Raw genomic sequence first — 23,808 nt, forward strand, 5'->3', positions numbered from 1 at the left:
ATCAGCATCAGCATTTTTCAGGCCAAAACCCCCACGGGGTCTGGACAGCATAAGGGGTCAAGGTCAGGGTCAGCCACAAAGGCCATCGGCAGCAGCAAGGACTGACCCTGGCACACCAGCGCCGCGGCCTCGATCAATCCCCGCTCCTGACATTCTCGCGCACGTTGCCACCCCGCTTGCAGGGCCTCTTGCACCCACTCGGCAGGCAAGGCGGGCACATCCACCGTCACCGCCAAATCGCCCAGATCGGTGTGATCGCGCAAGCTGTTGGCGGGCTGGCGCACGATGGCCGGGTGCGCCACATTCACCGCATTGGCAATGATGCTGGCGGCGGCATCGGCCTGCGCCGCTGTTGCGGCCAGCACCGTCACGCTGTCGGCAATGCCCAGTGAAAAACTGCGCCCACGCCAGCCACTGGTGGCCACACCGCGCACCGGCATGGGGTGGGCAATCTCGAAAGCACCATCGAGCTTCAGGCCCTGCATCAACTCGTGTGCTTGCAAGCGCGCCAGGTCAGCATACAAGCCCACCCGCACCGAGTGACCGGGCGTCAGGTGCAGCGCAATGTCGCCGCCGTTGTTCACCCAGGCCCGCGCCACCCCGGCACGGGCATAGCAGGCCAGCAAGGCTTGCGCCACACTGCCAGCCACCGCCGCCATGGGCGTGATGAAAGTTTGCGCAGCCCAGGGTGCGCACGCTTGCCACATGCATCGCGCCACTTCGCCTTGCAAGGGACAGACCGCACCCGGCTGCACCGGCAGACGCAACACCGGCCACTCATGCATCAACTGCGCCAACAAGGGCACAAAGCGCGCCCAGGCAGCCTCATGCGCGCAGTCCACCGCCGATTGGGCACCCGCCCCGACGTCCGGATCAGCGCCGATCACGATGTCCATGGGGCCATGCTGGAAGTGCCAGCGGCCATCGGGCAAACGGTGACGGGACGCACTCATTTTGGGCACCTCATCCGAGCATCGGGGCTTGCCCGAGCGGCCAGGGGTTGGCGTCAGGCTGGGGCTGCCACTGCAGCGCTGTGGGTGCGCCTTCCTTGTGCCAGGCGCCCTGACTCAAGACCTCTTGCAAAGACCGCACATACGCCATGTGCCCGCCCAGTGCCTGGTACTCGGACAAGCGCATGCTGAATTCAATCGGGGCAATGATGGCGGGCGTGGGCACGGTGCCAAAGCTGCGCTCGGGCATGCGCAGCACATCGGACATGACGGTGATACCCCCACCGGGCCAGACAAATGCGGGTGCACCGCCACACGTCACATTGACCAATGCCTGCTTGATGGCACGGGTGAGCAAGACCGGGTTTTCAGTGACGCCGGCCCTCAAGCTGCCGCCCGCACCGGCCAGAAACATCACGCTGCACAGCGAAGGCTCGCAGTTCTCGCCAATGCGCTCCACAATGGCCCGCACCGCTGCGGGCATGTCTTGGGGCGTAGGCTGCAATTGCTCGTTGAGTACATACCAGGCGGCATGCTCGCCGGTGGTCGATGTCATGAGCAGGCGCAAGCCCGGCCAGGCCACCTGCGCGTCCCAGCCTTCAATGATGGACAAAGGATCGGCAATGTCGGTGCCGCCCCAGCCATTGCCCGGATTGGCCACCTGAAAATACCGCCCTGGCGTCGATTTGCGCCCCCGCATGTCAATGCCCGAGGGCTTCATGTCCAGACATCGGCCGGCCTGGTGCTCGGTCAGCACACCGGTGATGTGGTCATCGAGCACCACCACCTCGTCGGCCAAACCCAAAAACTGCCGGGCAAAAATACCCACCACCGCAGAACCGCAGCCCACACGCATGCGTTGCTCCTGCACGCCATTGACAATGGGGGCACGCCCGGCCTGGATCACCAGTTGCGCGCCGCCATCAATGGTCAGCTCAACCGCCTGCTTGTTGCCCAGGGCCTCCATCATCTCCACGGTGACGCGGCCTTCTTTTTTGCTGCCACCGGTCAAGTGATGCACCCCACCCAGTGACAACATTTGAGAGCCATATTCGGCGGTGGTGACATGCCCCACCACCTCGCCCTTCATGCGCACGTTGGCTTGCTCGGCCCCCAGAAAACGGTCGGTGTCGATCTTCACCTTGAAGCTGCAATAACTGAAGATGCCCTCGGTGACCACAGTCACCATGTCCACGCCATCCACCTGAGAAGACACGATGAAAGGCGCCGGTTTGTAGTCGGGATAGGTGGTGGATGAACCCACGCCCGTGACAAAGACCTGATCGGTGCCCAGCACATCACCATTCCACTGCGGTGCTTGGGCATCGCCGACCGCGAAAGGCACCAAGCGGGGTTCATCTTGTTCCAGCGTGCGGCGCAAAAAAACCACCGGGTCCACGCGCAGCAGTTGCCCGTCGCGGTTGGCATAGCGGTCACAAGCCCCCAGCCGCCCCTCGGAGATCTGACACAACACCGGGCAAGCATTGCATTCGATTTTGGCGTCACTCATACGGTCGTTGCGTGGCTTGGCGCGCTCAAGAACCTGTGGCATCGCAGGGGCCTGCATGCCGGGTAATCCATCGGTTTTGGAGTGTTCAGTCATCCAGGATTCCGTGTCCCAAAATAGTCGTCGCACGCGCTTGCACGGCGGTTTTAATCTGTGTAGCATTCACCACACAAAAATGTTGCGTCTGCTACATTGAAAATCAATATAGCGCATCCCGTTTTGCTGTGCAACCGTGTTTTTCCCATGCTGCCATGCTCTTGTCTGAAACGCGTGCATGGCAGTCAACCCGACGTGAATGGATCATGAGCGCAATTCATGAAGAGCGCGTGACAAGCGCCCTGTGGTCACAGACCTTTGTCATTCATCCACCCATGACTCCTCCATGGTGAGCACTGCACGCCCAGCCAAAACAGCGCCAACCAAAGCTGGTGTACGCCGCGCCGTGGGGGTGCGTGAACACGCTGCCCAACAAACGCGCGAGAGCATTTTGCGGGCAGCGATCAAGGTGTTTGCCAAGCATGGGTATGACGGCGGCAGTGTTGAAAAAATTTCGCAACAGGCCAAGTCTTATGACCGCATGATTTATTACTACTTCGGCAGCAAGGAAGGCTTGTTCATCGAAGTGCTGGAGACGATTTATCGGCGCATGAACGATGCCGAGGCGAAATTGGCGCTTGATGTGAACCAGCCCAGGGCCGCACTGGAACAGGTGGTTCATTTTGTGCTCGACTATTACCGGGCACATCCGGAATTTGTCACCCTGCTCAACACCGAAAACCTGCACAAAGGCAAACACATCGTCAAGTCCCTGCGCGCCCGGGAATACTCTTCTCCGGCCATTGCCGTCATTGGCGACATCTTGCGCGCAGGTGTGTCGCAAGGTCTGTTCCGCCAGGATGTATCGGCCCGCGATGTCTACCTGCTGATTGCCGCCACCGGCTATTTCTACATGTCCAACCGCCACACGCTGTCCGCTTTTCTGGGCGAAAACATCGACGCCCCGCAGGCCGTGGCGCAGTGGAAAGCCTTTGTCATCGACACCGTGTTTCGTGTGGTCAACCCACCCCTTTCATCCCCACAATAAGGAGACCCTTCCCATGGCAGACATCAGCACTTCCGGTGCATCCGGCAAAGTCGTCATCAAGAACATCGGCCTGCTGCTTTCGGGCGACCTGGACCAGCCTATCTTGCAGGCCGACACCCTCGTCATCCACGACGGACTGATCACCGCCGTGGGCCGCGAAAAAGATTGCGATCTGGAAGGCGCTCAAACCGTGATCGACGCTCGTCAGACCTGCGTTTGCCCCGGCCTGATCGACAGCCATGTGCACCCGGTGTTTGGCGACTGGACACCGCGTCAAAACCAGATCGGCTGGATCGACTCGACCATGAACGGTGGGGTGACCACCATGGTATCAGCCGGTGAAGTGCATCTGCCAGGCCGCCCCAAAGACATCGTGGGCCTCAAAGCGCTGGCCATCACGGCGCAGCGCGCTTTTGATAACTTCCGCCCCGGTGGTGTGAAGGTGATTGCGGGTGCCCCCATCATCGAAAAAGGCATGACCGAGCAAGACTTCAAGGACATGGCCGATGCGGGCGTGACGCTGCTGGGCGAGGTGGGCTTGGGTTCCGTCAAGGCCGGGTATGAGGCCCAACAAATGGTGGCCTGGGCGCGCAAGCATGGCATCCAGAGCACGATCCACACAGGTGGCCCCTCCATTCCGGGCTCGGGCATGATCGACAAGGATGTGGTGCTCGAAGCTGACGCCGACGTCATTGGCCACATCAACGGCGGACACACTTCGCTGCCCGAAGCCCACGTCTGTGAGTTGTGCGAAAAATCTTCGCGCGCCATCGAAATCGTGCACAACGGCAATGAACGGGTGGCGATTGCAGCAGCAAGGGCTGCGCTTGAACTCAAATGCCCGCACCGCATCATTTTGGGCACCGATGGCCCGGCGGGCTCTGGCGTGCAGCCGCTGGGCATGCTGCGCATGGTGTCGCTGCTATCGAGCCTGGCCAACATCCCTGCCGAGCTGGTGTTTTGTTTTGCCACCGGCAACACGGCACGCATCCGCAAGCTCAACTGCGGCCTGATCGAAGTCGGGCGGGCCGCCGATTTCGTCTTCATGGACCGCGCGCAGCACACGGCGGGCAAGACGCTGCTGGAAAGCGTACAGCTGGGCGACATTCCAGGCATTGGCATGGTCATGATCGACGGCATCGTGCGCTGTGGACGCAGCCGCAACACGCCTCCAGCCACAGAGATTCCTGTGGTCATCAGCGGTCACTGACAGGGACTGGCGCCAGCAGTTGGCGCAACACGTCCTAAGGGATGTGTTGCGCAATGAAATCAGCCAGCCCGTCCAACACCGTCTCGAGCGTGGGTACCTGCACGCCAAACAAGGCTTGCAGCACCGCCGGGCACTCGAACAGGCCATGCAGGTAAGTGCCCAACACCTGTCCGTCGCCACTTTGCCAGGCCAGACCTGGCATGACTTCGTGCAGCGCTGCACCTGCCGCCAACATGTCCCTGTGGACCTGCGTCTGGCCTTGATGTATTTCGTAGCCCGACACCTCCACGCCACTCAAAGCCGACCACGCGCCACGTAACTGCCCGAAGCGGGCCTGCGTTTTCGTCACGGTTTTCACCGGAGCAAACCGGGTCACCAAAGGCAGCAAGCCCAAACCGGGCGCATTGCCATCAATGCCATGTGTGTCGATCAGGGCTTCGCCCAGCATTTGCAGGCCGCCACAAATGCCCAGCACCGCCCCACCCTGCCGTGCATGCCCGGCAATGGCCGCATCCAGCCCGTGTTCTCGCAGCCAAGCCAGGTCACTGCTGGTGTGTTTGCTGCCGGGCAGAATCACCCAGTCATGGGCTTGCAAGCCCGCCAGATCGGCCGGGCTGCGTGCCCAAAGCAGGCGCACACCGGACACGTTTTTGAGCGGCTGAAACTCATCCAGATTGCTGATGCGGGGATAAGCAATCACCGCCACGGTTTGGGTGACTGCGCCAGTGGCGCGGCTGCGGTGATCAAAAACGCCATCTTCTTCGGGCAAACCGTGCTGCCACCACATGGGCAGCACCGCCACCGTGGGCACGCCGGTCAAGGCTTGCAGCATCTCGGGCGCGGGGGCCAGCAAGCTGGCATCCCCCCGGAACTTGTTGAGCACAAAACCTTTGATGCGCTGCTGGTCTTCAGGCGACAGCAAGGCCCAGGTGCCATACAAGTGGGCAAAGGCGCCGCCTTTGTCGATGTCGGTCACGAGCAGACATTGGGCCTGCGCATGCCGTGCCACGCGCAGGTTGACGATGTCACTGGCCATGAGGTTGATCTCGGCGGGCGAGCCTGCCCCTTCGATCACGACCACGTCGTTTTCGGCGATCAGCTCGTCAAGTGCGGCAGCAATCTGGGGCCAGACTTTTTCGCTGCGACCGCGCCAGGGCGTGTCACTCAAGGCTTGACTCACCTGACCAAGCAACACCACTTGGCTGTGCGTGTCGGCTTCGGGTTTGAGCAGCAGCGGGTTCATGCGCACATCAGGCTCAGCTTGGGCGGCCAGTGCCTGAAAGTATTGGGCGCTGCCGATCTCGCCCACCCCGTTGGTACTGGCCACCACGCGGGCGTTGTTGCTCATGTTCTGAGCCTTGAAGGGGGCCACCTTGAGCCCCTGGCGGGCGTAATGGCGGCACAGCGCCGTGGTCAGCCAGCTCTTGCCAGCGCCGCTGGACGTGCCCAGCACCATGATGCAACGTGCGCTCATTGCGGTCCTTCAGTCTTCAATGCCGCGCTGTGCGGGGATGCCTTGCTCATAGGCGTGTTTGATCTTGACCATTTCAGTCACGGTGTCGGCCTGATTGATCAGCTCTTGCGGACAGCGCCTTCCCGTGATGCACACATGCACATGGCTGGGCCGTGTATTCAAGGCGTCCATCACATCTTGCAGCGGCACCCAACCGTAGCGCAAAGGATAGGTCAGTTCATCCAGCACGACCAGAAACAACTCGCCTCCCAGAATGGCGGTTTTGGATTTTTGCCAACCCTCAAGAGCCAGTTGCGCAGAGTGCTCCAGATCACGGCTTTTCCAGCTGAAGCCGTCACCCAGCCCCTCAATGGGCAAACCGATTTGTTCAAACAAACGGTGCTCGCCAAAACGAGCGCTGGGCACTTTCATGAATTGAAAAATCTTGACGGCCTTGCCTCGTCCATGCGCCCGGATCGCCAATCCAAAAGCCGCGGTGCTTTTGCCTTTGCCGTCACCGGTGTGGATGATGACGAGTCCTCGACGCTCGGCCACATCGACAGGTTTGCGGCGCTCGGTGGGTACGGGTTCGATTTGCATGGTGTCCAATTGGGGTCAAAGGCGCGGCAACACGACCCATTGACCCTCCAGCGCACAAATGCGGATCCGGTGGTCAAACACGGATTCGATGGCCGCGTGCGTGTCGGTATCGCTGCAAGCACCATGGTGCACGACTTGCCCTGCATCCATGACCACCACTTCGTGCGCATGCAGCGCCATGCCGATTTCATGCAGCACGCTGACCACCGTGGTGCCCTGCGCGATCAGGCAATGCACCTGCTCCAGCCAGTCCACCTGGTGCGGCGGGTCGAGGTTGGCCAGTGGTTCGTCCATCAGCATGAGGGGCGCATTGCCGGCCATGGCCCGTGCCAGCAGCACGCGCTGCCGCTCACCGCCCGAGAGCTCACCCAGCGTGCGTTCGCGCCAATCCCAGGCCTGTGTGGCTTTCAGGGCTGCTTCGACCATTTGATGGTCCAGTTCGGTCGGAGCCCCCAGCCAGCCTTGATGAGGCAGTCGGCCGAGCATGGCCACGTCCCACACGCGCAGATCGAGCGTGCTCACCTCGCCTTGGCCCAGCCAGGACAGCAGCAAACCACGGTCACGGCGAGAGATGGCTTCGAGCGCCTGGCCCTGCCAGAGCACCTGCCCGCTGTAAGGCAACAAACCGGCCAGCGCCCTGAGCAAGGTGGATTTTCCCGCTCCATTGGGGCCGACAACGCAAGTCCAGCGACCCGTGGCGATCTGAAGGTCAAGGCCGTTCAACACGGTGCGGCCACCGAGTTCAAGCTGCAGTTGTCGCGCTTCCAGGGCAAGGCTCATCGCACACCCCCTGCACCCGAGCTTTGATCCGTGTCCCGATACACGCGCCACAACAGATAGCCACCACCCAAGACCGCCGTGAGCACCCCCACCGGCAACTCTTGCGGAGCAAACAGCACACGGGCCAACACATCGGCCAAGGACAACAAAGCGCCGCCCATGAGCGCGGCCAGCAGCAAGCGCCACGCATGGGTGCAGCGCACCAGAGAACGCACCAAATGCGGCGCAGCCAAACCCACAAAAGCCACCAGCCCAATATGCGCCACAGCAGCCCCCGTCGCCAAAGAAATCACGCCCACCAACACGAGTCGGGCTGAACGCAGCGGCACACCCAGCGTTTGCGCCGTGGACTCGCCCAAGGTCAAAGCATCCAGCACGCGGGCAAAAGTCCAGGCCAAGGTCACGCAAAGGATCAACACCATGGCCATGCTGGCGCAAGCCGTCCAGCTGACAAAAGCGGTGGAGCCGAGCATGAAACCCTGCATGGCTTGCAGCACCTGCGGCTGCAGCAAAGACATCATCGACGTGACGGCGCCCAGCACGACGCCCACCACCACACCGGCCAGCAGCAAGCGCAGGGTCTGCTGCACGCCACGCGCCAAGAGCAAAGTCAAGATGACAGCAAACACCGCCCCCACAAAGGCTGCGCCCGTGAGGCCCAGACCCAGCCACCAGGTCATGGCCCAGGCGCTGCCGCCAAACAAACTGAAATACGTGCCAACCCCCAATGACGCCCCCGAAGCGCTGCCCAGCAAATACGGATCGGCCAGAGGGTTGCGAAACAGCCCCTGCGCCACGGCCCCAGCCAAGCCCAGCAAGCCACCGCCCAACCAGGCCCCCAGGCTGCGTGGAAGACGGATGTCCCACACAATCTGGCGCGACACTTCATCGGCCTGAGACCACCACCAGGCATGCCAGCCTTGGCTGCCCGCCACGGTGCCCAGCAGCACCGTCGTCACACCGATCAAGAGCAACAGCCCAACCCAGCGGTGCGCGCGGGACTGATCGCTCATCGCCCTGCCCCAGCGGCTTTGTTCAGGCAATCGGCCATGAGCCGGGCACCTTCGGCCATGCGCGGACCCGCACGCACCAGCATGTCGGATTCGGCCTGTTTGAACACGCAAATGCGTTGCGCCTGCATGGCGCGCAAAGTGGACCAGCCCGGGCGCTGCGCCATGCGGGTGCGGCTGCTGTCGCCAGCCATGATCACATCAGGCTGGGTGCGCACCACAAACTCGGGATTGACCAGAGGAAACGGCCCCATGGCCGCAGGCAGGATGTTGCCCACCCCCATGCGCGTGAGCGTTTCGCCGATGAAGGACGCTTCGCTGGCGCCATATGGGGCGGAGTTGACTTCAAAATACACCCGCTGTTGGCGCGCCTGCGGACTGAGCGATTGGGAGGCGGCTTGCACGCCCGCCTCGATCCCGCGCCAAACGCGTTCGCTGTCGGCGGGGGACACCCACAAGGCATCGCCCACGGTGCGCAACACACGCTGCGCGTCGGCATGGGTTCGCGGCTCCAGGCGCAACACCGTCAGGCCCAGGGCTTGTAAACGGTCTGCACCACGGGTCGAGCCCGCCGCCAACACCAGGTCGGGCTTGAGCGCGATAAGGCTTTCAATGTTCGGATCAAGGCCGCCGCCCACGCGGGGCAACTGCGCAATGGATGCGGGCCAGTTGGAATAACGGTCCACCCCGACCAAACGCTGGCAGGCGCCCAATGCGCACACAGTTTCGGTCAGTGAAGGCAGCAAGCTCACAATGCGCTGCGGCGGTTTGGCCACCACGATTTTTTGTTGACGGTCGTCTTGCACGGTCACCGCCAAAGCACAGGTGGCCGCCAACAGCAAGGCCATGAACACGATCACCGATTGAACCCAAGGCGAAAGCAGGCTCACATGTGCGGCATCGGCTGAGCGCACGGTATGCTTCATCGTAGGCGTACAGCAACCGTCACGCATGCTGCGCCTCCCACTGGCTCATGATGCGGTGCAATTGCGCCACGCCATCGGTCAGCGCCGCAGGACCGGGTTGCAGGATGTCGGCCGATTTGATTTCAAACAGCTGCCCGTTGCGCACCGCAGGCACGTCTTGCCAGCCCGCACGCGCGGCCACTTTTTCAGGACGAAACTTTTTGCCACACCACGAGCCGATGATGATGTCGGGTGCACGTTCAATGATGGTCTGCGGATCGGCAATGATGCGATCCTTGCCCATCGCTTGCACAGCCAATTCGGGGAACACGTCGTCACCGCCTGCGATGCCCATCAACTCCGACACCCAGCGGATGCCGCTGATGTGCGGCTCGTCCCACTCTTCAAAAAACACTTTCGGTCTGCGCTTGAAGCTTCCCGCCTTGTGTGCAATCGCATCCAGCTCTGCACGCATGGCCGCAAGCCTTTGCAAACCCTGCTCGGCCTGCCCCACCATGGCTGCCACCTGGTAGAGCATCGAAAAAATCTCGTCAACGCTGCGCTGGTTGAAGAGGGTGACCTGCACACCGGCCTTGATGAGCAAAGCCGCAATGTCGGCCTGCAGGTCTGAAAAGCCAAAAACACAATCCGGCCTGAGCGCCAGGATCTTGTCGATCTTGGCACTCAAAAAAGCGCTGACCTTGGGCTTTTCTTCACGGGCACGGCGCGGGCGCACCGTATAGCCCGAGATGCCCACAATGCGCTGCTCCTGCCCCAGCAGATAGAGCCACTCCGTGGCCTCTTCGGTGAGGCAGACGATGCGTTGGGGGGCAAGAGTGGCAGGGGTCATCACTTGGGACTGTATTGCAAGGTAGCAAACAAGCCACGGCCGGGGGTGTTGTAACCCCCAGCAAGCTCATAACGCTGATTGGTCAGATTCTCTAAGCGGACCCGCGCAATCCATGTGTCACTGAGCTTACGACTTGCATAAACAGACATAAGTGCATAGCCTGCAAGTTGTGAGCCAAATTCAGTACGTGCTGAAGATCCATGGATCTTGGCGCCCACTTCATATGAAGCTATTGGACGAGACATTTCAAACGACCCATAGCGATGTGCACGACGATCCAGTGGCGACGAATCCGTAACATTCCAAGGATTCTGATCCACATAAGTCAACTTGACGCTGTTGCCTAACCACAGAGTACGCAGGCTGGCTTCGAAACCTTTGTTCTGGGTTTTTCCAATATTCTCAGCGTCATAGTGGGTGTTGTAGCCAATCGCATTGTCAGTATGGGTAGCAAAATAAACCAAACGTCCAACCGTTTGACCCGTTGCATAGATAACCCCGGCTTCTTGCGACTGATAATTTTCAGAGTTAACCAACGGATTGGTTGAAATGTCGTAAGCAGAAGGTGCCTTGAAGCCTGTTGAGGTGGAGACAGTTAATTTCCACGTCGGCGTCAGTTGATAGCCTAACCCCAGCAGGCTTGTAGTGGCGTTAGAGTTCGCTTTTTTTATAGCTCCAGAATCATTACGATCAATGTCAATTTGATCATGGCGAAGATTCACTTGTACTGTCAATTGGTCAAAACGTTGCGTCAACCCTGCATAGGCTCCCAATGTTTTTCGACGCAATTGAAAACTGTCTTTTTGTTCGTGAAGATCATCCACCAAATCTAGCCCAAAGTTACCCGCAAATTTTTCCGTGAACTGGTACTGATTTGACCAATGGATTGCATCTTGCTTGGAGTTGTACTGACTTGAATCGAAGTTCAAAAATGGCTCAAGGTAAGTTGTCAACTCTTTGTATGTCGTCTTCGAAGTTGAAAGATCAAGTGTAGTTACCCATTGATCTGATACTACTTTTCTAACAAACGCACCGAAGGAGTCCACATCCTTTTTTGACTTGTGCTCATCTGCAGGAAGATCGCCGCGCAGATCATATTCAGAAGGACCATAACCACGGTCGTAATCAGTTTTGGACTGCATGGTTCTGACGCGCAGGCCCACAGACAAAGCAGACGAAATCTTCTTATCCACTTTTGCAGACGCGTACACGCTGGTATGGCCATCTTTGTCCGGATTGACGGCAGCATTGATCGTCGAATTCATGGCCGAAAAACCATCGGTCGATGTTTTCCCAGCCATGACATTGAAGTTGTAATCAGACAAAGTGCCGGCATAACCCGCATTCATGTCTACGGTGTTTCTGGCACCCAAAGTGATGGAGCCGAATGGCACTGGGTCACCCTTGAACTGACGTGTATAAATATTGATCACGCCCCCGACCGCCGCTTCGCCATAAAGAGCGCCAGCGTTGCCACGCAGCACTTCAATTCGCTCTATCAAAGCAAGTGGCATATCTGTCAAAGTCAAATTTCCACCACTATCCGTTTGCGACCTGACGCCATCCACCAAAACAACAACATTGGTACTATTTTGTCCCCGCAAAAAATATGATGTTTGTGCACCAGGCCCGCCATTTCGGCCGAATTCAAAGCCAGCCTCGCCTTGCAGCAAGTCAGCCAAGGTCGGAGATTGTGACTTCTCTATTTCTTGTCGTGTGATGACTGACACCGAAGGCAAGACATCAGACAGGGGTTGAGGCAAACGTGCCGCAGAAATCACCATTGGATTGATCTCGACAGTTTGGGCTTGAACAGATGCAGATAAAGCCAAGGACAAAATGGAAAGAACAGGCAGCGCAGAGCGTGCACGAAGCGTACGATTTTTCATGAAAAACTAACAAGTCAAACGCCCTCACCGCCTTCCCCGACAGTGCATGGGCTTTACAACCTGCCTTGCGACAGGTCACCTTGTTGGCCGGTATCCGGGCTGGCAGATGCGACCTTCATCACCTTCCCGGCCACCTGTTTCAGGGCGGCCAGTGGTTTGAGATGAAAGCGGGGTTTTCTTAGGACTGAAAACCCGTCTGCTTACCGTTGCGGGGGCAGCGCAGGTTAGGATGGCCGTGGTGGCTTTTCCCTCCTGCTTCCCGTTGAACTGCGCGCCGTGAACCGGCATCGCGAGCACCAACAGGCTTCATTTTATGCGGCAAGCTGTCTGCCAGCCTACAAAGTCGGGTAACGGCCTACAATCTGGTTCTCACTTTCAACGTTTGCCATGGCCCATTCCGACACCATCGATCAGATCGCCGAGCGTGTGGATCACCTGCTGCTGCGCCACGAAGAGCTGCAAAGGACCAACGCCTTGCTGTCCCAACAAGTTGTTGCGCTCACACAAGAGCGTGATCAGCTCAAATCCCGCTTGGCTGCGGCCAGAGCCCGCGTCGACGCCTTGATTGAACGGCTGCCATCGTCAGGCCCATCCACCATATCTGAGACATCCGCATGAGCGCTCAACAGTTGGAGGTCCAGATCATGGGCCAAAGTTACATCCTGGGCTGCCCTCCTGGCGGTGAAGAACGTTTGCTGGCCGCCGTGCATAAAGTGGATGAAGCCATGTGCAAAATTCGCGATGCCGGCAAGATCAAAGCCCGCGACAGGATTGCGGTTCTGGCGGCACTGAACCTGGCTTTTGATCAAGCTGAATTGGCCGCAAGCACCAGCCCTGTCAGCACACCCGTTGCCGATCTGCCCCAGCCATCGCAAGAACGACTTACACAGTTGCTGGGTCGACTGGATCAAGTCATTGAGCGTGATGGTCAGTTGATTTGACACTTGCAACACCCAGCCCGAAACGCATGAGCAAAGCGCCTACAATGGCGCGGTCTGCGGTGCATGCCGGGCTTTATATTTCCTTGAACCAATGCTCTTAGAGCCCGGGCTTGGTACATTGGCTGGTGAGCGTGATCGTCTCGCGTCAGATGAACCCAACGCCAGTCTGCCCTCGCCCACCTGAACCCCCGGTTCAGGATGACGGTCCGGTGGCACTCGCAGACACCTTCTTTATTTCCATCCATACATCATGTTCATCGAACCTGTGCTCCTGGCCCAATTGGCTGTTCTTGGTTTGTGCACCGGCTTCCTCGCTGGTTTGCTCGGCATTGGCGGAGGCATGATCATGGTGCCATTTCTGACATGGATGTTGAGTCAAAAAGGCGTGAGCCCTGATCTGGCCGTCAAGATGGCGATTGCCACATCGATGGCCACCATCATCTTCACTTCGGTCTCGAGTGTGCGTGCCCACCACAAGAAAAAAGCCGTGCGTTGGGATTTGGTCAAGGGCCTGGCCCCGGGCATCGTGATCGGCAGCCTGATCGGCAGCCTGGGCATTTTTGCCTTTGCCAAAGGCACTTACCTGGCTTTGTTCTTTGCGCTGTTTGTGGGCTTTTCGGCCACACAAATGTTTTTGGACAAAAAACCTGCGCCCTCGCGCCAGGTGCCCGGTTTTCAGGGCTTGCTCGGCGCGGGCGGCCTGATCGGCTTGCTCTCGGGTCTGGTGGGTGCAGGCGGCGGCTTCATCAGCGTGCCCTTCATGGCCTGGTGCAATGTGGCCATCCACAACGCCGTGGCCACCAGCGCGGCCCTGGGCTTTCCCATCGCGTTGGCCAACGTGGCCGGCTACATCGTGAGCGGCCAGAACGTGCAAAACCTTCCGGCCTACAGCTTTGGCTATTTGTGGTTGCCCGCTTTGGTGGTGATCGCGGTGTGCAGTGTGCTGATGGCCCCCATTGGGGCGGCCACCGCGCACAAGCTGCCTGTCAAGCAACTCAAGCGGGTGTTTGCCAGCGTGCTCTATCTGCTGGCCGCTTACATGCTCTACAAAGGCCTGTCCGCCTGATCTCTGAGGGCCAACCTCGGACGATCGGAGCCAATTGGGGACGCAACCCCGACCTCTTCAGCGCAGCACAATGCTGCCCGAGATGTTCACCACCACGCGTGACTTGCCGGCCAGCGTCGGCGTGGGTGCTGGGGCTGCGGCCATTTGTGCCATGGCCATGCGTGGCATGGCGCTGCCCTCCTGGGCCTCTTGCGCGTTGACGCGAACCTCCCTGAGCGTGTAAGCCGCAAAGCCGAACTGCTGCGTCAAGGCCTGGGCTTTGCTCTGAAAACGTGACACCGCCTCGGCCTGGATGCGGGATTCGGCGGCGATTTTTTGCTCAGGGCTCAGCTGCCAATCGATTTGGGCCACCGTGAGCTCTTGCAAACGTGCGGCGAGCGTCGCGATCTGAACGGCATCACGGCCTTGCAGGACCAGCTGCGCAGAGCCCGACCAGCCGTTGATTTTGCCCTCGCGGCCATAACGCGGCGACACATCCATCTCCCCCGTGCTCACGTCCAGGGCGCCCGGCTTGGCCAGCGGCGTGGCCATTGCCAAAGCGGCGGACAGCACAGCATTGAGCTGCTTTTGAACCGCCGGGGCTTGCAAGCCCTCTTTTTGAACCGCCAGGGTCATGACCAGCCAGTCTTGCGGCACCTCCGTGTGCGCCGATGCACTCAAGTGCAGCACCTGATGGGGTGCAGCCTGGGCTGCGGGCGGCGAAGTCGGGGAAAGATTTTGCGCCAGCGCAGAGCCCCAAGGCAGGCCTATGGCCAACAGGCAGGCCAAGGCCAACGCGGGTGTGGGTTTCGTGGTCATCGGGGTCCTTTCAAACATTCAAGCCAAATCGACTGGCCGATTGTGAAGGCCGCCATGGGCAAGCCTGCTGACCCAGCGCAGAGTTTTGGTGTCAGGGTGTAACGCACCATGGCGCCTGGTCATGCACCAGGCCCATCCACAAAGCCCAGGCCGACACCGACGCCAGCGCCAAGCCTGCCACACGCATGCCCCAGGCCCCATCGCCCAAGGTCTGCATGCGCAAAAACAGCCAAGGCCCGGCCCACAGGCTGATGCTGCTGCCCAAGGCAAACAAGGCCATGGTGGCCGCACCCTCCAAGGGCTGGCTGGTCAAGGCAGCCACCATCAAAGCCGAATACAACAAGCCACAGGGCATGAAGGCCCACAGCCCACCCACCATCCAGGGCGCGGCGCGCCCCCAGCGGCTGTTGAAAGCCCGCACGCGCGCCCATAAGCGGCGCGCTGCAGCGTCGAGCCACACGGGTTGCCGCGCCTGCAGCACGAGCAGCAAGCCCATCACCAAAGCGGTGAGGTGCAGCAAGGTCCACACCGGGCGAATGGCGGCCGACTGCGTGGTCAACCAGCCCAAGCCCTGCACGCTGGCCGCAGCCACCGCGCCCAAGAGCGCATAGCCGCCCAGGCGGCCCAGCTGAAACGCCAGCAAGGCCTGCGCACGCCGCTCACCCGCCGCCTGGCCCAGGCCCGCACAGGCTGCGCCGCACATGGCCACGCAATGCGGCCCACCCAACACCCCCATCATCAAGGCCGTGATGGCCAAAGAACTTTGCATGGCTTGTTCGCTTGAATGTCAAGAGGCGCATTGTCGGCGATGCAGACCGCCAAGGACGTGCCCAGACTCATGACCGATCGCATCAAATGATTTTGGAATACCGCGTGCGGTTGCGGTCGGCCTGCACATAGCGGTCGAACACCATGGCCACGCCGCGCACAAAGAACCAGCCCATGGCCGTGACCTGAATCCCGGTCTCGCTCAACTGCACCAGGCCCTGCGCTTGCATGTGTTCGAGCTGGGCCAGCTCTGGGGCAAACAGGGTCTTGAAGTCGACCAGCCAGGCCAGGTTGATGGACTCGTATTGCAAATGCCCCTGGCACATGAGCGCCATGATGACCGAGCGGCGGATCAGGTCGTCGCGCGTGAGCGCCAGGCCCCGCACCACCGGGAAATGGCCTTGGTCGAGCAGGTCGGCATACTCTTCCAGGGTCTTGGCGTTTTGGCTGTAGGTCGTGCCGATGCGGCCGATCGAGGACACGCCCAGCGCGATCAGGTCGCAATCGGCCTGCGTGCTGTAGCCCTGGAAGTTGCGGTGCAAACGCCCTTGCCGTTTGGCCACGGCCAAGGCGTCATCCGGCAAGGCGAAGTGATCCATGCCGATGTAGACATAGCCAGCATCGGTCAGGGCGTCGAGCGAGCGCGAGAGCATGGCCACCTTGCCTGCAGCCGATGGCAGTTCATGCACATGGATGCGCCGCTGCGGCTTGAAGCGTTCGGGCAAATGGGCGTAGGCATACAGCGCGATGCGCTCAGGGTGCAACTGCTTGACCTGTGCCAAGGTACGCTCAAAGGATTGCGGGGTTTGCAAAGGCAAGCCGTAAATCAGGTCCACATTCACCGACTCAAATCCCATACAACGAGCCGCTTCAACAAGTTGAAAGACTTGATCTGCTGGCTGGAGACGGTGAACTGCTTTTTGCACATCAGGATCAAAGTCCTGAACGCCAAAACTCAGGCGATTGAAACCCAGCTCGGCCAAAACCGCCAAGCGGCTTTCGTCCACGGTGCGCGGGTCCACCTCGACCGAATATTCACCGCCGGGGGCAAAGACAAAGTGTTCACGCAGCAAGGCCATGAGTTGGCGCAACTGGGCATCGCTCAAAAATGTGGGCGTTCCACCCCCCAAATGCAGTTGACTGACCGCTTGTCCTCGTCCCAGATGGCGGGTGTGCAGCGCCACCTCTTGCTTCAGGTAATGCAGATATGTCGCCGCCTGCTCTTTGTGTTTGGTGATGATTTTGTTGCACGCACAGTAATAACAAAGGGACTCACAAAACGGAATGTGCACGTACAAAGACAGGGGCGGCTGCTTTCCCACAGCACCCAGTTGGCGCTTTGTCAAGGCTTGGATGTAATCGGCCTCGCCAAAGGCTTGCACAAAACGGTCTGCCGTCGGATAAGAGGTGTAGCGAGGACCCGGCACGTCAAAACGGGACAACAATTCGGGGGTGATGACAGACATGGCTTGGCCCTTCACGCAAACGTCTTCAAAAATTGAAAGAGACTTTGCCTTTTTGAAGGTGCTTGGGTTTTGACACAAGTCAAAGGGAATACTTGTTTTAGAGGATTTTCTGCACAGAGCAGGTACACACACGATTTTGAAAGATTTTTCGGTTTAAGCTCAAACCTTGATCCAAGGCAAATCCAACGCTCAATCTGAGATAAACCATGAATCCCGAAGTCATCAAAGTCGCCTGCTCGAATTGCAATTTGCGCGAGTTGTGCATGCCCGTGGGCCTGAGTAACCATGACTTGAACCGACTCGACGACCTGGTGGCTGTGCGCCGCAGGGTCAAGCGGGGTGACACCTTGTTCACCAACGGTGAGAAATTCACATCGCTTTACGCCATACGCACGGGTTTTTTCAAAACCTGTCTGTCCACAGAAGACGGGCGCGATCAGGTCACAGGTTTTCAAATGGCGGGCGAAATCATTGGCCTGGACGGCATCGTGAACGACCAACACAGCTGCGATGCCGTTGCACTGGAAGATGCAGAAGTGTGTGTCATGCCTTTTGACCGGATCGAAGAAATTTCCCGCGAGGTCACCGCCTTGCAGCACCACGTTCACAAAATCATGAGCCGCGAAATTGTGCGTGAGCATGGGGTGATGCTGCTCCTGGGCAGCATGCGTGCTGAGGAACGCTTGGCCGCCTTTTTATTGAATCTGGTGCAAAGACTGCATGCCCGAGGTTTCTCGCAATCCGAGTTGGTCTTGCGCATGACCCGTGAAGAAATCGGCAGCTACCTGGGCCTCAAGCTCGAAACCGTGAGCCGCACTTTCTCCAAGTTTGTGGAAGAAGGCATGGTCGAAGTCAAACAGCGGCATGTGCGGATTTTGAGCAGCGAAGGTTTGCAACGCTTGGTCAACAACGCCTCCCAATGCCATTGAGTCTTTAAATCCTTCCTCTGGCGTTCACTCAGGCCACTGAGTCGTTGACTTCTGCGGATGACTGAGCCAACAGCATGGTCAATGCACTGGACAGCATGGCCAAGCCCCAAAAAGCAAAAAACGCCAGCGTGTAAATAGCCTGCCGTGACAGGTCCAGATCCCGGCCGAACCAGTGCAGGTCCTGCGGGTCTACAAATGCAAAAACAAGCACCTCCATCAAACCTGCAACCAAAAAGGCCGGCCAGGTGATCCACATCCAAGGTTGCGCGCGCATGGGAGTTGTCCTTCAAGCTCAGTGTTTCGAAGGTGCTGGAGCCGGGACAGATGCCGGAGATGGGGCGCTTGCATTCGCTGCACCCGCATCGGCACTGCCTGAAGCGTCCTTGGACTTGGGCAACTCGCCTGTGGCTGCATGGTTACGGCCTTGCATGGCGGGGGCGAGGGTGATGCCTTGGCGTTCTTGCGTGGCGGTGCGTGGTGTCACGGTGAGCACCGGGTCGGGGTTGCTCGCGGCGATGTAGAACGTGATCAAGCCCGCCACCACCACCACGGCGGGCCCCCCCACCACCATCCAAACCATGCCAAAGCGCCACCAAGGCTGGCCCGCTTGTTGCGAATTCAAAGTGTTGCTCATGGGTGTCTTTCTGAAGTGGCAGACCGCTCAGCGAGGGATCAGGAACACGGTTTTTTCGCGCAGATGCCCCACGGACGAAGCGGCAGAAGGGCCTGAAGACTTGCGCGCCTCAATGTGGAACTGAATCGGGTGAGAGCCGGAAGCCACCGCATCGTAGGGCACTTGCAATTGCACCGAAACCCAGCGCGATTCAGTGGCATTGACTTGTACCTCGGGCTCACTGGCCAAGACCAACCCGGGCAAGCCATCAACTGTCAACCGGAAAGTCAGAGCTTCCTCGGCCGCGTTCATGATTTGCACGCGGTACACGTTCTCAATCTTGCCGCCCGCCACGATGCGCGCCAGGGTGGCGCGGTCGCGCTCGATGTCCACCTTGAACGGTTCGCGCAGCCACAAAGACACGCCAACGCCAATGATGATGGCCCAGAGCACTGCGGTGTAGACCAACACCCGGGGTCGGAAAATGCGCCGCAGCGTTTGCGCCCAAGTCCAACCCTTGTCTATGGCGTTTTGCGTCGAAAACTTGATCAGGCCGCGTTCGTAACCGACCTTGTCCATCACGTTGTCGCACACGTCCACGCAAGCACCGCAGCCGATGCATTCGTACTGCAAGCCTTTGCGGATGTCGATGCCGGTGGGGCACACCTGCACACACAAGGTGCAGTCCACACAAGCTCCAAGCCCCAAAGCTTTGGGGTCTGCTTTTTTGGAGCGGGCACCCCGAGGCTCACCTCGCGCTTCGTCGTAGGTGACGATCAGGGTGTCCTTGTCAAACATGGCGCTCTGAAAGCGCGCATACGGGCACATGTATTTGCACACCTGCTCGCGCATGAAACCCGCATTGCCATAGGTGGCCAAGCTGTAAAACAGAATCCAGAAAATTTCCCAAGGGCCAAAACCCAAAGACAGTATCGACGCCGTCAACTCGCGTATTGGCGTGAAGTAACCGACAAAGCTGAAGCCCGTCCAAAGCGACAACACGATCCATGCGAGTTGCTTGCCGGTTTTTCGCCAAGCCTTGTTCAGGCTCATCGGCGCATCGTCCAGGCGCATGCGGGCAGATCGGTCGCCCTCAAACTGGCGTTCGATCCAGATGAAAATTTCTGTGTAGACGGTTTGTGGACAGGCAAAGCCGCACCACAAACGCCCGGCGACTGCCGTGAACAGAAACAGCGACAGCGCCGAGATGACCAGCAAGGCCGTCAGGTAAATGAAGTCCTGCGGATAAAGGACGAGGCCAAAGATGTAGAACCTGCGGGCCCCCAAGTCGAACAGCACCGCCTGCCGCTGCCCCCACTCCAGCCAAGGCAGGCCGTAAAAAACCAGCTGCGTGATCACCACCATGAGCCAACGCCATTGGGCAAACACGCCCTGAACACTGCGGGGGTAGATTTTTTGGTGCGCCTGGTACAGCGACACCAATTCCACATCACCCTCGGCCGGGACAGGGGTGATCGGGATCACGCTGCGAGAGGGACGATCTTCGGGGGTGGACAAAACGCAGACCTTGTTTCGAATCCTGCAGCAAGTCCAGCCTGCTGCAGGGGGTTGACATCACTTGGCAGGACCGACTGCAGCGCTGGCCACAGCGTTGTTGGACAGACCCCAGACATACGAAGCGAGCACATGGATTTGGCCCTCGGTCAGCTTGGCTGCCTGTGCGGGCATCTGGTTGAGCTTGCCGTTGTTGATGATGTTCACGATGGCGTTCTCACCCCAGCCGTGCAACCAGATGTCGTCGGTCAGGTTGGGCGCGCCCATGGCGTGGTTGCCTTTGCCGTCCATGCCGTGGCAAGCTGCGCAGGCGCCGAACTTGGATTTGCCCAGCGATGCACGCAAGGAGTCGTGCGGGCTGCCCGATAGGCTCAGCACATAGTGCGCCACGTTGCGCACGTCTTCCGGCGTGCCCACTGCGGCGGCCATGGGTGGCATGTTGCCGGCGCGGCCTTGCACCAAGGTGGTTTTGATCGCATCGGGCGTGCCACCATACAACCAATCGGCATCGGCCAGGTTGGGGAAGCCTTTGCTGCCGCGCGCGTCAGAGCCATGGCACTGGGCGCAGTTGTTCATGAACAAGCGGTCACCTATGGCCAGGGCCTGCGGGTCCTTGGACACTTGCTCGGGCGGCATGCCCGAAAACTTGGCGTACAAGGGGGCCACCTCGGCATTGCCTTTGGCCACTTCGGCCTCGTACTGACCAGCCGAAGACCAGCCAAATTTGCCTGCGAAGCTGCCGGCACCGGGGTACATGGCCAAGTAAACGAAGGCAAAAATGATGGTGATGACAAACAAGCCCACCCACCAGCGTGGCAGCGGGTTGTTCATCTCGCGCAGGTCGCCGTCCCAAACATGGCCCGTGGTGTTGTCATTGGCAGTCATGGCCTTGGCCTTGCCGCTGAACCACAGCAAGAGCAAACAGGCGATGATGCTGACCAGCGTGATGCCGGCCACGTACAGGTGCCAGAAATTGCTGATGAAGTCACTCATGGAGATTCCTTGGTATCTTTTGAAGTTCTGGAGGACGGCTCAATCGTCCTGACGAAACGGCAGTTGCGCCGCCTCGTCAAAATCGGCCTGGTTGCGCCGCGACCAGGCCCACACCACGATGCCGACAAAGCAGCAAAAGGCGAGCAAGGTCACGACAGAGCGCATGGTGTTGATGTCCATGGCGATTCCTTATTTGCGGTGGGTGCCCAGCACCTGCAGGTAGGCGATGACGGCGTCCAGCTCGGTCTTGTCTTTCACCGCTTCAGGTGCTTTGGCAATTTCCTCGTCGGTGTACGGGGCACCTAAAGTGCGCAAGCCGTTCATATGGGCCTGGATGGAGGCAGCACTGGCAGGTGTTTTCTCCAGCCAAGGGTAAGCGGGCATGTTGGACTCGGGCACCAGGTCACGCGGATTGGTCAGGTGGATGCGGTGCCATTCGTCGCTGTAGCGGCCGCCCACACGGGCCAGATCGGGACCCGTGCGCTTGGAGCCCCATTGGAAGGGACGGTCGTAGACGAATTCACCCGCCAGCGAGTAAGAGCCGTAACGCAAGGTCTCTGCGCGGAAGGGGCGAATCATTTGCGAGTGGCAGTTGTAGCAGCCCTCGCGAACATACACATCGCGCCCCACCACTTGCAGCGCGGTGTAGGGCTTGAGGCCCGGCACCGGCTCGGTGGTCGATTTCTGGAAGAACAGGGGCAGGATTTCAACCATGCCACCCACCAACAGAACCACCAGGATCAGCACGATCATCAGGAAGTTGTTGGTCTCGACTTTCTCGTGCGACAAGCCGCCTGTTTTTTGGTTTTGAACCATGTTTGATTTCTCCTCAGGCGTGTGCAAGTTCGAGGGTGGGGATGCGGACTTCAACCGAACGCCCCTGAGTCACCGTCTTGAAGGTGTTCCACAGCATGATCAGCATGCCCATGAAATACAGCAAACCACCGAGCAACCGCAACACATAGAAGGGGTACGTGGCTTTGACCGATTCAACAAAGGTGTAGGTCAGGGTGCCGTCGGCATTGATGGCGCGCCACATCAGGCCTTGCATCACACCGGCAATCCACATCGCTGCGATGTAGATCACGATGCCGATGGTGGCCGTCCAGAAGTGGATTTCGATGGCCTTGACGCTGTACATCTGCTTTTGGCCAAAGAGGCGGGGAATCAGGTAATACATGGAGCCCATGGTCACCAGACCCACCCAACCCAGAGCACCTGAGTGCACATGGCCCACGGTCCAGTCGGTGTAGTGGCTCAGGGCGTTGACGGTTTTGATGGACATCATCGGACCTTCGAAGGTCGACATGCCGTAGAAAGACAGGGAGACGATCAGGAAACGCAGGATCGGGTCGTCACGCAGTTTGTGCCAAGCGCCCGACAAGGTCATGATGCCGTTGATCATGCCGCCCCAGCTGGGGGCCAGCAAGATGAGCGAGAAGACCATACCCACGGACTGCGTCCAGTCGGGCAAAGCGGTGTAGTGCAGGTGGTGAGGGCCGGCCCACATGTAGGTGAAGATCAACGCCCAAAAGTGCACGATCGACAGGCGGTACGAGTACACAGGCCGCTCGGCTTGCTTGGGGATGAAGTAATACATCATGCCCAGGAAGCCCGCCGTGAGGAAGAAGCCCACCGCGTTGTGACCGTACCACCACTGCACCATCGCGTCTTGCACGCCCGCATAGGCCGAGTACGACTTCATCATGCCCACAGGCAGGGCCGCGCTGTTGACGATGTGCAGCAATGCCACGGCGATGATGAAGGCGCCAAAGAACCAGTTGGCCACGTAAATGTGACGCACCTTGCGCGTGCCCACGGTGCCAAAGAACACCACGGCAAACGCCACCCAAACCAAGGTGATCAGGATGTCAATCGGCCATTCGAGTTCGGCGTATTCCTTGCCGCTGGTGAAACCCAAAGGCAAAGAGATGGCCGCCAAGACGATGACCAATTGCCAGCCCCAGAAGGTGAAAGCGGCCAGCTTGTCGCTGATCAGGCGCACGTTGCAGGTGCGCTGCACCACGTAATAAGCGGCGGCAAACAAGCCGCAACCCCCGAACGCGAAAATCACCGCGTTGGTGTGCAAGGGCCGCAAACGGCCATAGCTGAGCCAGGAAATGCCGAAGTTCAGCGCCGGCCAAGTCAGCTGGGCTGCGATGATCACGCCGACCAGCATGCCCACCACACCCCAGACCACCGTCATGATGGCGAACTGCCTGACAACCTTGTCGTTGTAGGACGTCGCCTGCATATTGGCAAATTTCATTTTCACCTCTTGTTTTTAAAAGCTACCAGGGCAGTTTGCCCGGGTGTACACCGTGGACACTTGATCAAAATCAATCGTCACGCAAAATTCGCTCACCTTCGGCCTCGATGTCTTCAAATTGACCACGGTCAATCGCCCACCACAGGCCCGCCAGGATGAAAAACACCAAGGCCACCGACAAAGGAATCAGCAAATAAAGAATGTCCATGCTG

Annotated in this window: 26 protein-coding genes and 1 riboswitch; of the genes, 6 read left to right on the forward strand and 20 right to left on the reverse strand. The window is 59.3% G+C overall.

The window, feature by feature from the left end:
• Window positions 1-17: 17 nt before the first annotated feature.
• On the reverse strand, window positions 18-953 hold the full coding sequence (locus AMM33_RS05900) for a UPF0280 family protein (RefSeq protein ID WP_090139460.1): 936 nt from the start codon (window positions 951-953) through the stop codon (window positions 18-20).
• 10 nt (window positions 954-963) lie between these two features.
• Window positions 964-2,553, reverse strand: a complete 1,590-nt coding sequence (locus AMM33_RS05905) for a 6-hydroxynicotinate reductase (RefSeq protein WP_090139462.1) — start codon at window positions 2,551-2,553, stop codon at window positions 964-966.
• Between the two features lie 286 nt (window positions 2,554-2,839).
• Here AMM33_RS05905 and AMM33_RS05910 point away from each other — a divergent pair, with 286 nt between their 5' ends.
• Window positions 2,840-3,541 (forward strand): TetR/AcrR family transcriptional regulator, encoded by a 702-nt coding sequence (locus AMM33_RS05910; protein ID WP_090139464.1) that lies wholly within the window; start codon window positions 2,840-2,842, stop codon window positions 3,539-3,541.
• A gap of 13 nt (window positions 3,542-3,554) precedes the next feature.
• Window positions 3,555-4,751 carry an amidohydrolase family protein gene (locus tag AMM33_RS05915; RefSeq protein ID WP_090139466.1) on the forward strand — a complete coding sequence of 399 codons (1,197 nt, stop codon included), beginning with the start codon at window positions 3,555-3,557 and terminating at the stop codon, window positions 4,749-4,751.
• 34 nt (window positions 4,752-4,785) lie between these two features.
• On the opposite strand, the gene AMM33_RS05920 is transcribed toward AMM33_RS05915, so the two are convergent.
• The 7 genes from AMM33_RS05920 to AMM33_RS05950 all read right to left on the reverse strand — a co-directional run bounded on the left by AMM33_RS05920 (window position 4,786) and on the right by AMM33_RS05950 (window position 12,238).
• Entirely contained in the window at window positions 4,786-6,225 is a 1,440-nt protein-coding gene (locus AMM33_RS05920) for a cobyric acid synthase (protein WP_090139468.1), read from the reverse strand.
• 9 nt (window positions 6,226-6,234) lie between these two features.
• Entirely contained in the window at window positions 6,235-6,804 is a 570-nt protein-coding gene (gene cobO, locus AMM33_RS05925; RefSeq protein ID WP_090139470.1) for a cob(I)yrinic acid a,c-diamide adenosyltransferase, read from the reverse strand.
• A 15-nt stretch (window positions 6,805-6,819) separates the two neighbouring features.
• A complete protein-coding gene (locus AMM33_RS05930) occupies window positions 6,820-7,584 on the reverse strand; it encodes an ABC transporter ATP-binding protein (protein ID WP_090139472.1) in 765 nt (254 codons plus the stop codon).
• The gene (locus AMM33_RS05935; protein ID WP_090139474.1) at window positions 7,581-8,597 is read right to left on the reverse strand and encodes a FecCD family ABC transporter permease; all 1,017 of its coding nucleotides are present in this window, start codon (window positions 8,595-8,597) and stop codon (window positions 7,581-7,583) included. Before AMM33_RS05935 ends, AMM33_RS05930 begins: the two co-directional genes overlap by 4 nt.
• Entirely contained in the window at window positions 8,594-9,442 is an 849-nt protein-coding gene (locus AMM33_RS05940; protein ID WP_228767979.1) for an ABC transporter substrate-binding protein, read from the reverse strand. The genes AMM33_RS05935 and AMM33_RS05940 overlap by 4 nt, the downstream gene beginning before the upstream one ends.
• Before the next feature lie 97 nt (window positions 9,443-9,539).
• Complete coding sequence (locus AMM33_RS05945) at window positions 9,540-10,349, reverse strand: ABC transporter substrate-binding protein (protein WP_090139477.1); 810 nt, start codon at window positions 10,347-10,349, stop codon at window positions 9,540-9,542.
• Window positions 10,349-12,238 carry a TonB-dependent receptor domain-containing protein gene (locus AMM33_RS05950; RefSeq protein WP_090139479.1) on the reverse strand — a complete coding sequence of 630 codons (1,890 nt, stop codon included), beginning with the start codon at window positions 12,236-12,238 and terminating at the stop codon, window positions 10,349-10,351. Before AMM33_RS05950 ends, AMM33_RS05945 begins: the two co-directional genes overlap by 1 nt.
• Before the next feature lie 67 nt (window positions 12,239-12,305).
• A riboswitch (cobalamin riboswitch) is annotated at window positions 12,306-12,554 on the reverse strand.
• 71 nt (window positions 12,555-12,625) lie between these two features.
• Between AMM33_RS05950 and AMM33_RS05955 the strand changes: the two genes are divergently transcribed.
• The 3 genes from AMM33_RS05955 (at window position 12,626) to AMM33_RS05965 (ending at window position 14,245) form a co-directional block, all read left to right on the forward strand.
• A complete protein-coding gene (locus AMM33_RS05955; protein ID WP_090139481.1) occupies window positions 12,626-12,856 on the forward strand; it encodes a DUF904 domain-containing protein in 231 nt (76 codons plus the stop codon).
• Window positions 12,853-13,179 (forward strand): cell division protein ZapA, encoded by a 327-nt coding sequence (locus tag AMM33_RS05960; RefSeq protein WP_090139484.1) that lies wholly within the window; start codon window positions 12,853-12,855, stop codon window positions 13,177-13,179. Before AMM33_RS05955 ends, AMM33_RS05960 begins: the two co-directional genes overlap by 4 nt.
• Before the next feature lie 250 nt (window positions 13,180-13,429).
• A complete protein-coding gene (locus tag AMM33_RS05965) occupies window positions 13,430-14,245 on the forward strand; it encodes a sulfite exporter TauE/SafE family protein (protein ID WP_090139486.1) in 816 nt (271 codons plus the stop codon).
• A gap of 57 nt (window positions 14,246-14,302) precedes the next feature.
• Here AMM33_RS05965 and AMM33_RS05970 read toward each other — a convergent pair whose 3' ends face one another.
• The 3 genes from AMM33_RS05970 to hemN all read right to left on the reverse strand — a co-directional run bounded on the left by AMM33_RS05970 (window position 14,303) and on the right by hemN (window position 17,277).
• Window positions 14,303-15,043: an SIMPL domain-containing protein gene (locus tag AMM33_RS05970; RefSeq protein WP_194945263.1), complete on the reverse strand. Its 741-nt coding sequence runs from the start codon at window positions 15,041-15,043 to the stop codon at window positions 14,303-14,305.
• A 91-nt stretch (window positions 15,044-15,134) separates the two neighbouring features.
• Entirely contained in the window at window positions 15,135-15,812 is a 678-nt protein-coding gene (locus tag AMM33_RS05975) for a sulfite exporter TauE/SafE family protein (protein WP_090139490.1), read from the reverse strand.
• Window positions 15,813-15,894: 82 nt separating this feature from the next.
• Window positions 15,895-17,277 (reverse strand): oxygen-independent coproporphyrinogen III oxidase, encoded by a 1,383-nt coding sequence (gene hemN, locus AMM33_RS05980; protein WP_090139580.1) that lies wholly within the window; start codon window positions 17,275-17,277, stop codon window positions 15,895-15,897.
• A gap of 206 nt (window positions 17,278-17,483) precedes the next feature.
• Here hemN and fnr point away from each other — a divergent pair, with 206 nt between their 5' ends.
• Window positions 17,484-18,206, forward strand: coding sequence for a fumarate/nitrate reduction transcriptional regulator Fnr (fnr, locus tag AMM33_RS05985; RefSeq protein ID WP_090139492.1), 723 nt, complete (start codon window positions 17,484-17,486; stop codon window positions 18,204-18,206).
• A 28-nt stretch (window positions 18,207-18,234) separates the two neighbouring features.
• Here the strand turns inward: fnr and AMM33_RS05990 are convergent, their stop codons facing one another.
• The 8 genes from AMM33_RS05990 to ccoS all read right to left on the reverse strand — a co-directional run bounded on the left by AMM33_RS05990 (window position 18,235) and on the right by ccoS (window position 23,804).
• Window positions 18,235-18,480, reverse strand: coding sequence for a hypothetical protein (locus AMM33_RS05990; protein WP_090139494.1), 246 nt, complete (start codon window positions 18,478-18,480; stop codon window positions 18,235-18,237).
• Window positions 18,481-18,498: 18 nt separating this feature from the next.
• Window positions 18,499-18,840, reverse strand: a complete 342-nt coding sequence (locus AMM33_RS05995) for a nitrogen fixation protein FixH (RefSeq protein WP_369802406.1) — start codon at window positions 18,838-18,840, stop codon at window positions 18,499-18,501.
• Between the two features lie 27 nt (window positions 18,841-18,867).
• Window positions 18,868-20,337 (reverse strand): cytochrome c oxidase accessory protein CcoG, encoded by a 1,470-nt coding sequence (gene ccoG, locus AMM33_RS06000; protein ID WP_090139496.1) that lies wholly within the window; start codon window positions 20,335-20,337, stop codon window positions 18,868-18,870.
• 57 nt (window positions 20,338-20,394) lie between these two features.
• Entirely contained in the window at window positions 20,395-21,327 is a 933-nt protein-coding gene (ccoP, locus tag AMM33_RS06005; RefSeq protein WP_090139499.1) for a cytochrome-c oxidase, cbb3-type subunit III, read from the reverse strand.
• A gap of 39 nt (window positions 21,328-21,366) precedes the next feature.
• Window positions 21,367-21,507 carry a cbb3-type cytochrome oxidase subunit 3 gene (locus AMM33_RS06010; RefSeq protein ID WP_090139502.1) on the reverse strand — a complete coding sequence of 47 codons (141 nt, stop codon included), beginning with the start codon at window positions 21,505-21,507 and terminating at the stop codon, window positions 21,367-21,369.
• A gap of 9 nt (window positions 21,508-21,516) precedes the next feature.
• Entirely contained in the window at window positions 21,517-22,143 is a 627-nt protein-coding gene (gene ccoO / locus AMM33_RS06015; RefSeq protein WP_090139504.1) for a cytochrome-c oxidase, cbb3-type subunit II, read from the reverse strand.
• Between the two features lie 13 nt (window positions 22,144-22,156).
• Window positions 22,157-23,596 (reverse strand): cytochrome-c oxidase, cbb3-type subunit I, encoded by a 1,440-nt coding sequence (gene ccoN / locus AMM33_RS06020; RefSeq protein ID WP_090139506.1) that lies wholly within the window; start codon window positions 23,594-23,596, stop codon window positions 22,157-22,159.
• Window positions 23,597-23,666: 70 nt separating this feature from the next.
• Window positions 23,667-23,804 carry a cbb3-type cytochrome oxidase assembly protein CcoS gene (gene ccoS, locus AMM33_RS06025; RefSeq protein ID WP_090046617.1) on the reverse strand — a complete coding sequence of 46 codons (138 nt, stop codon included), beginning with the start codon at window positions 23,802-23,804 and terminating at the stop codon, window positions 23,667-23,669.
• Window positions 23,805-23,808: the final 4 nt, after the last annotated feature.

The sequence above is a fragment of the Limnohabitans sp. DM1 genome, assembly GCF_001269385.1.
In the GTDB taxonomy this organism is placed as follows: domain Bacteria; phylum Pseudomonadota; class Gammaproteobacteria; order Burkholderiales; family Burkholderiaceae_C; genus Limnohabitans_A.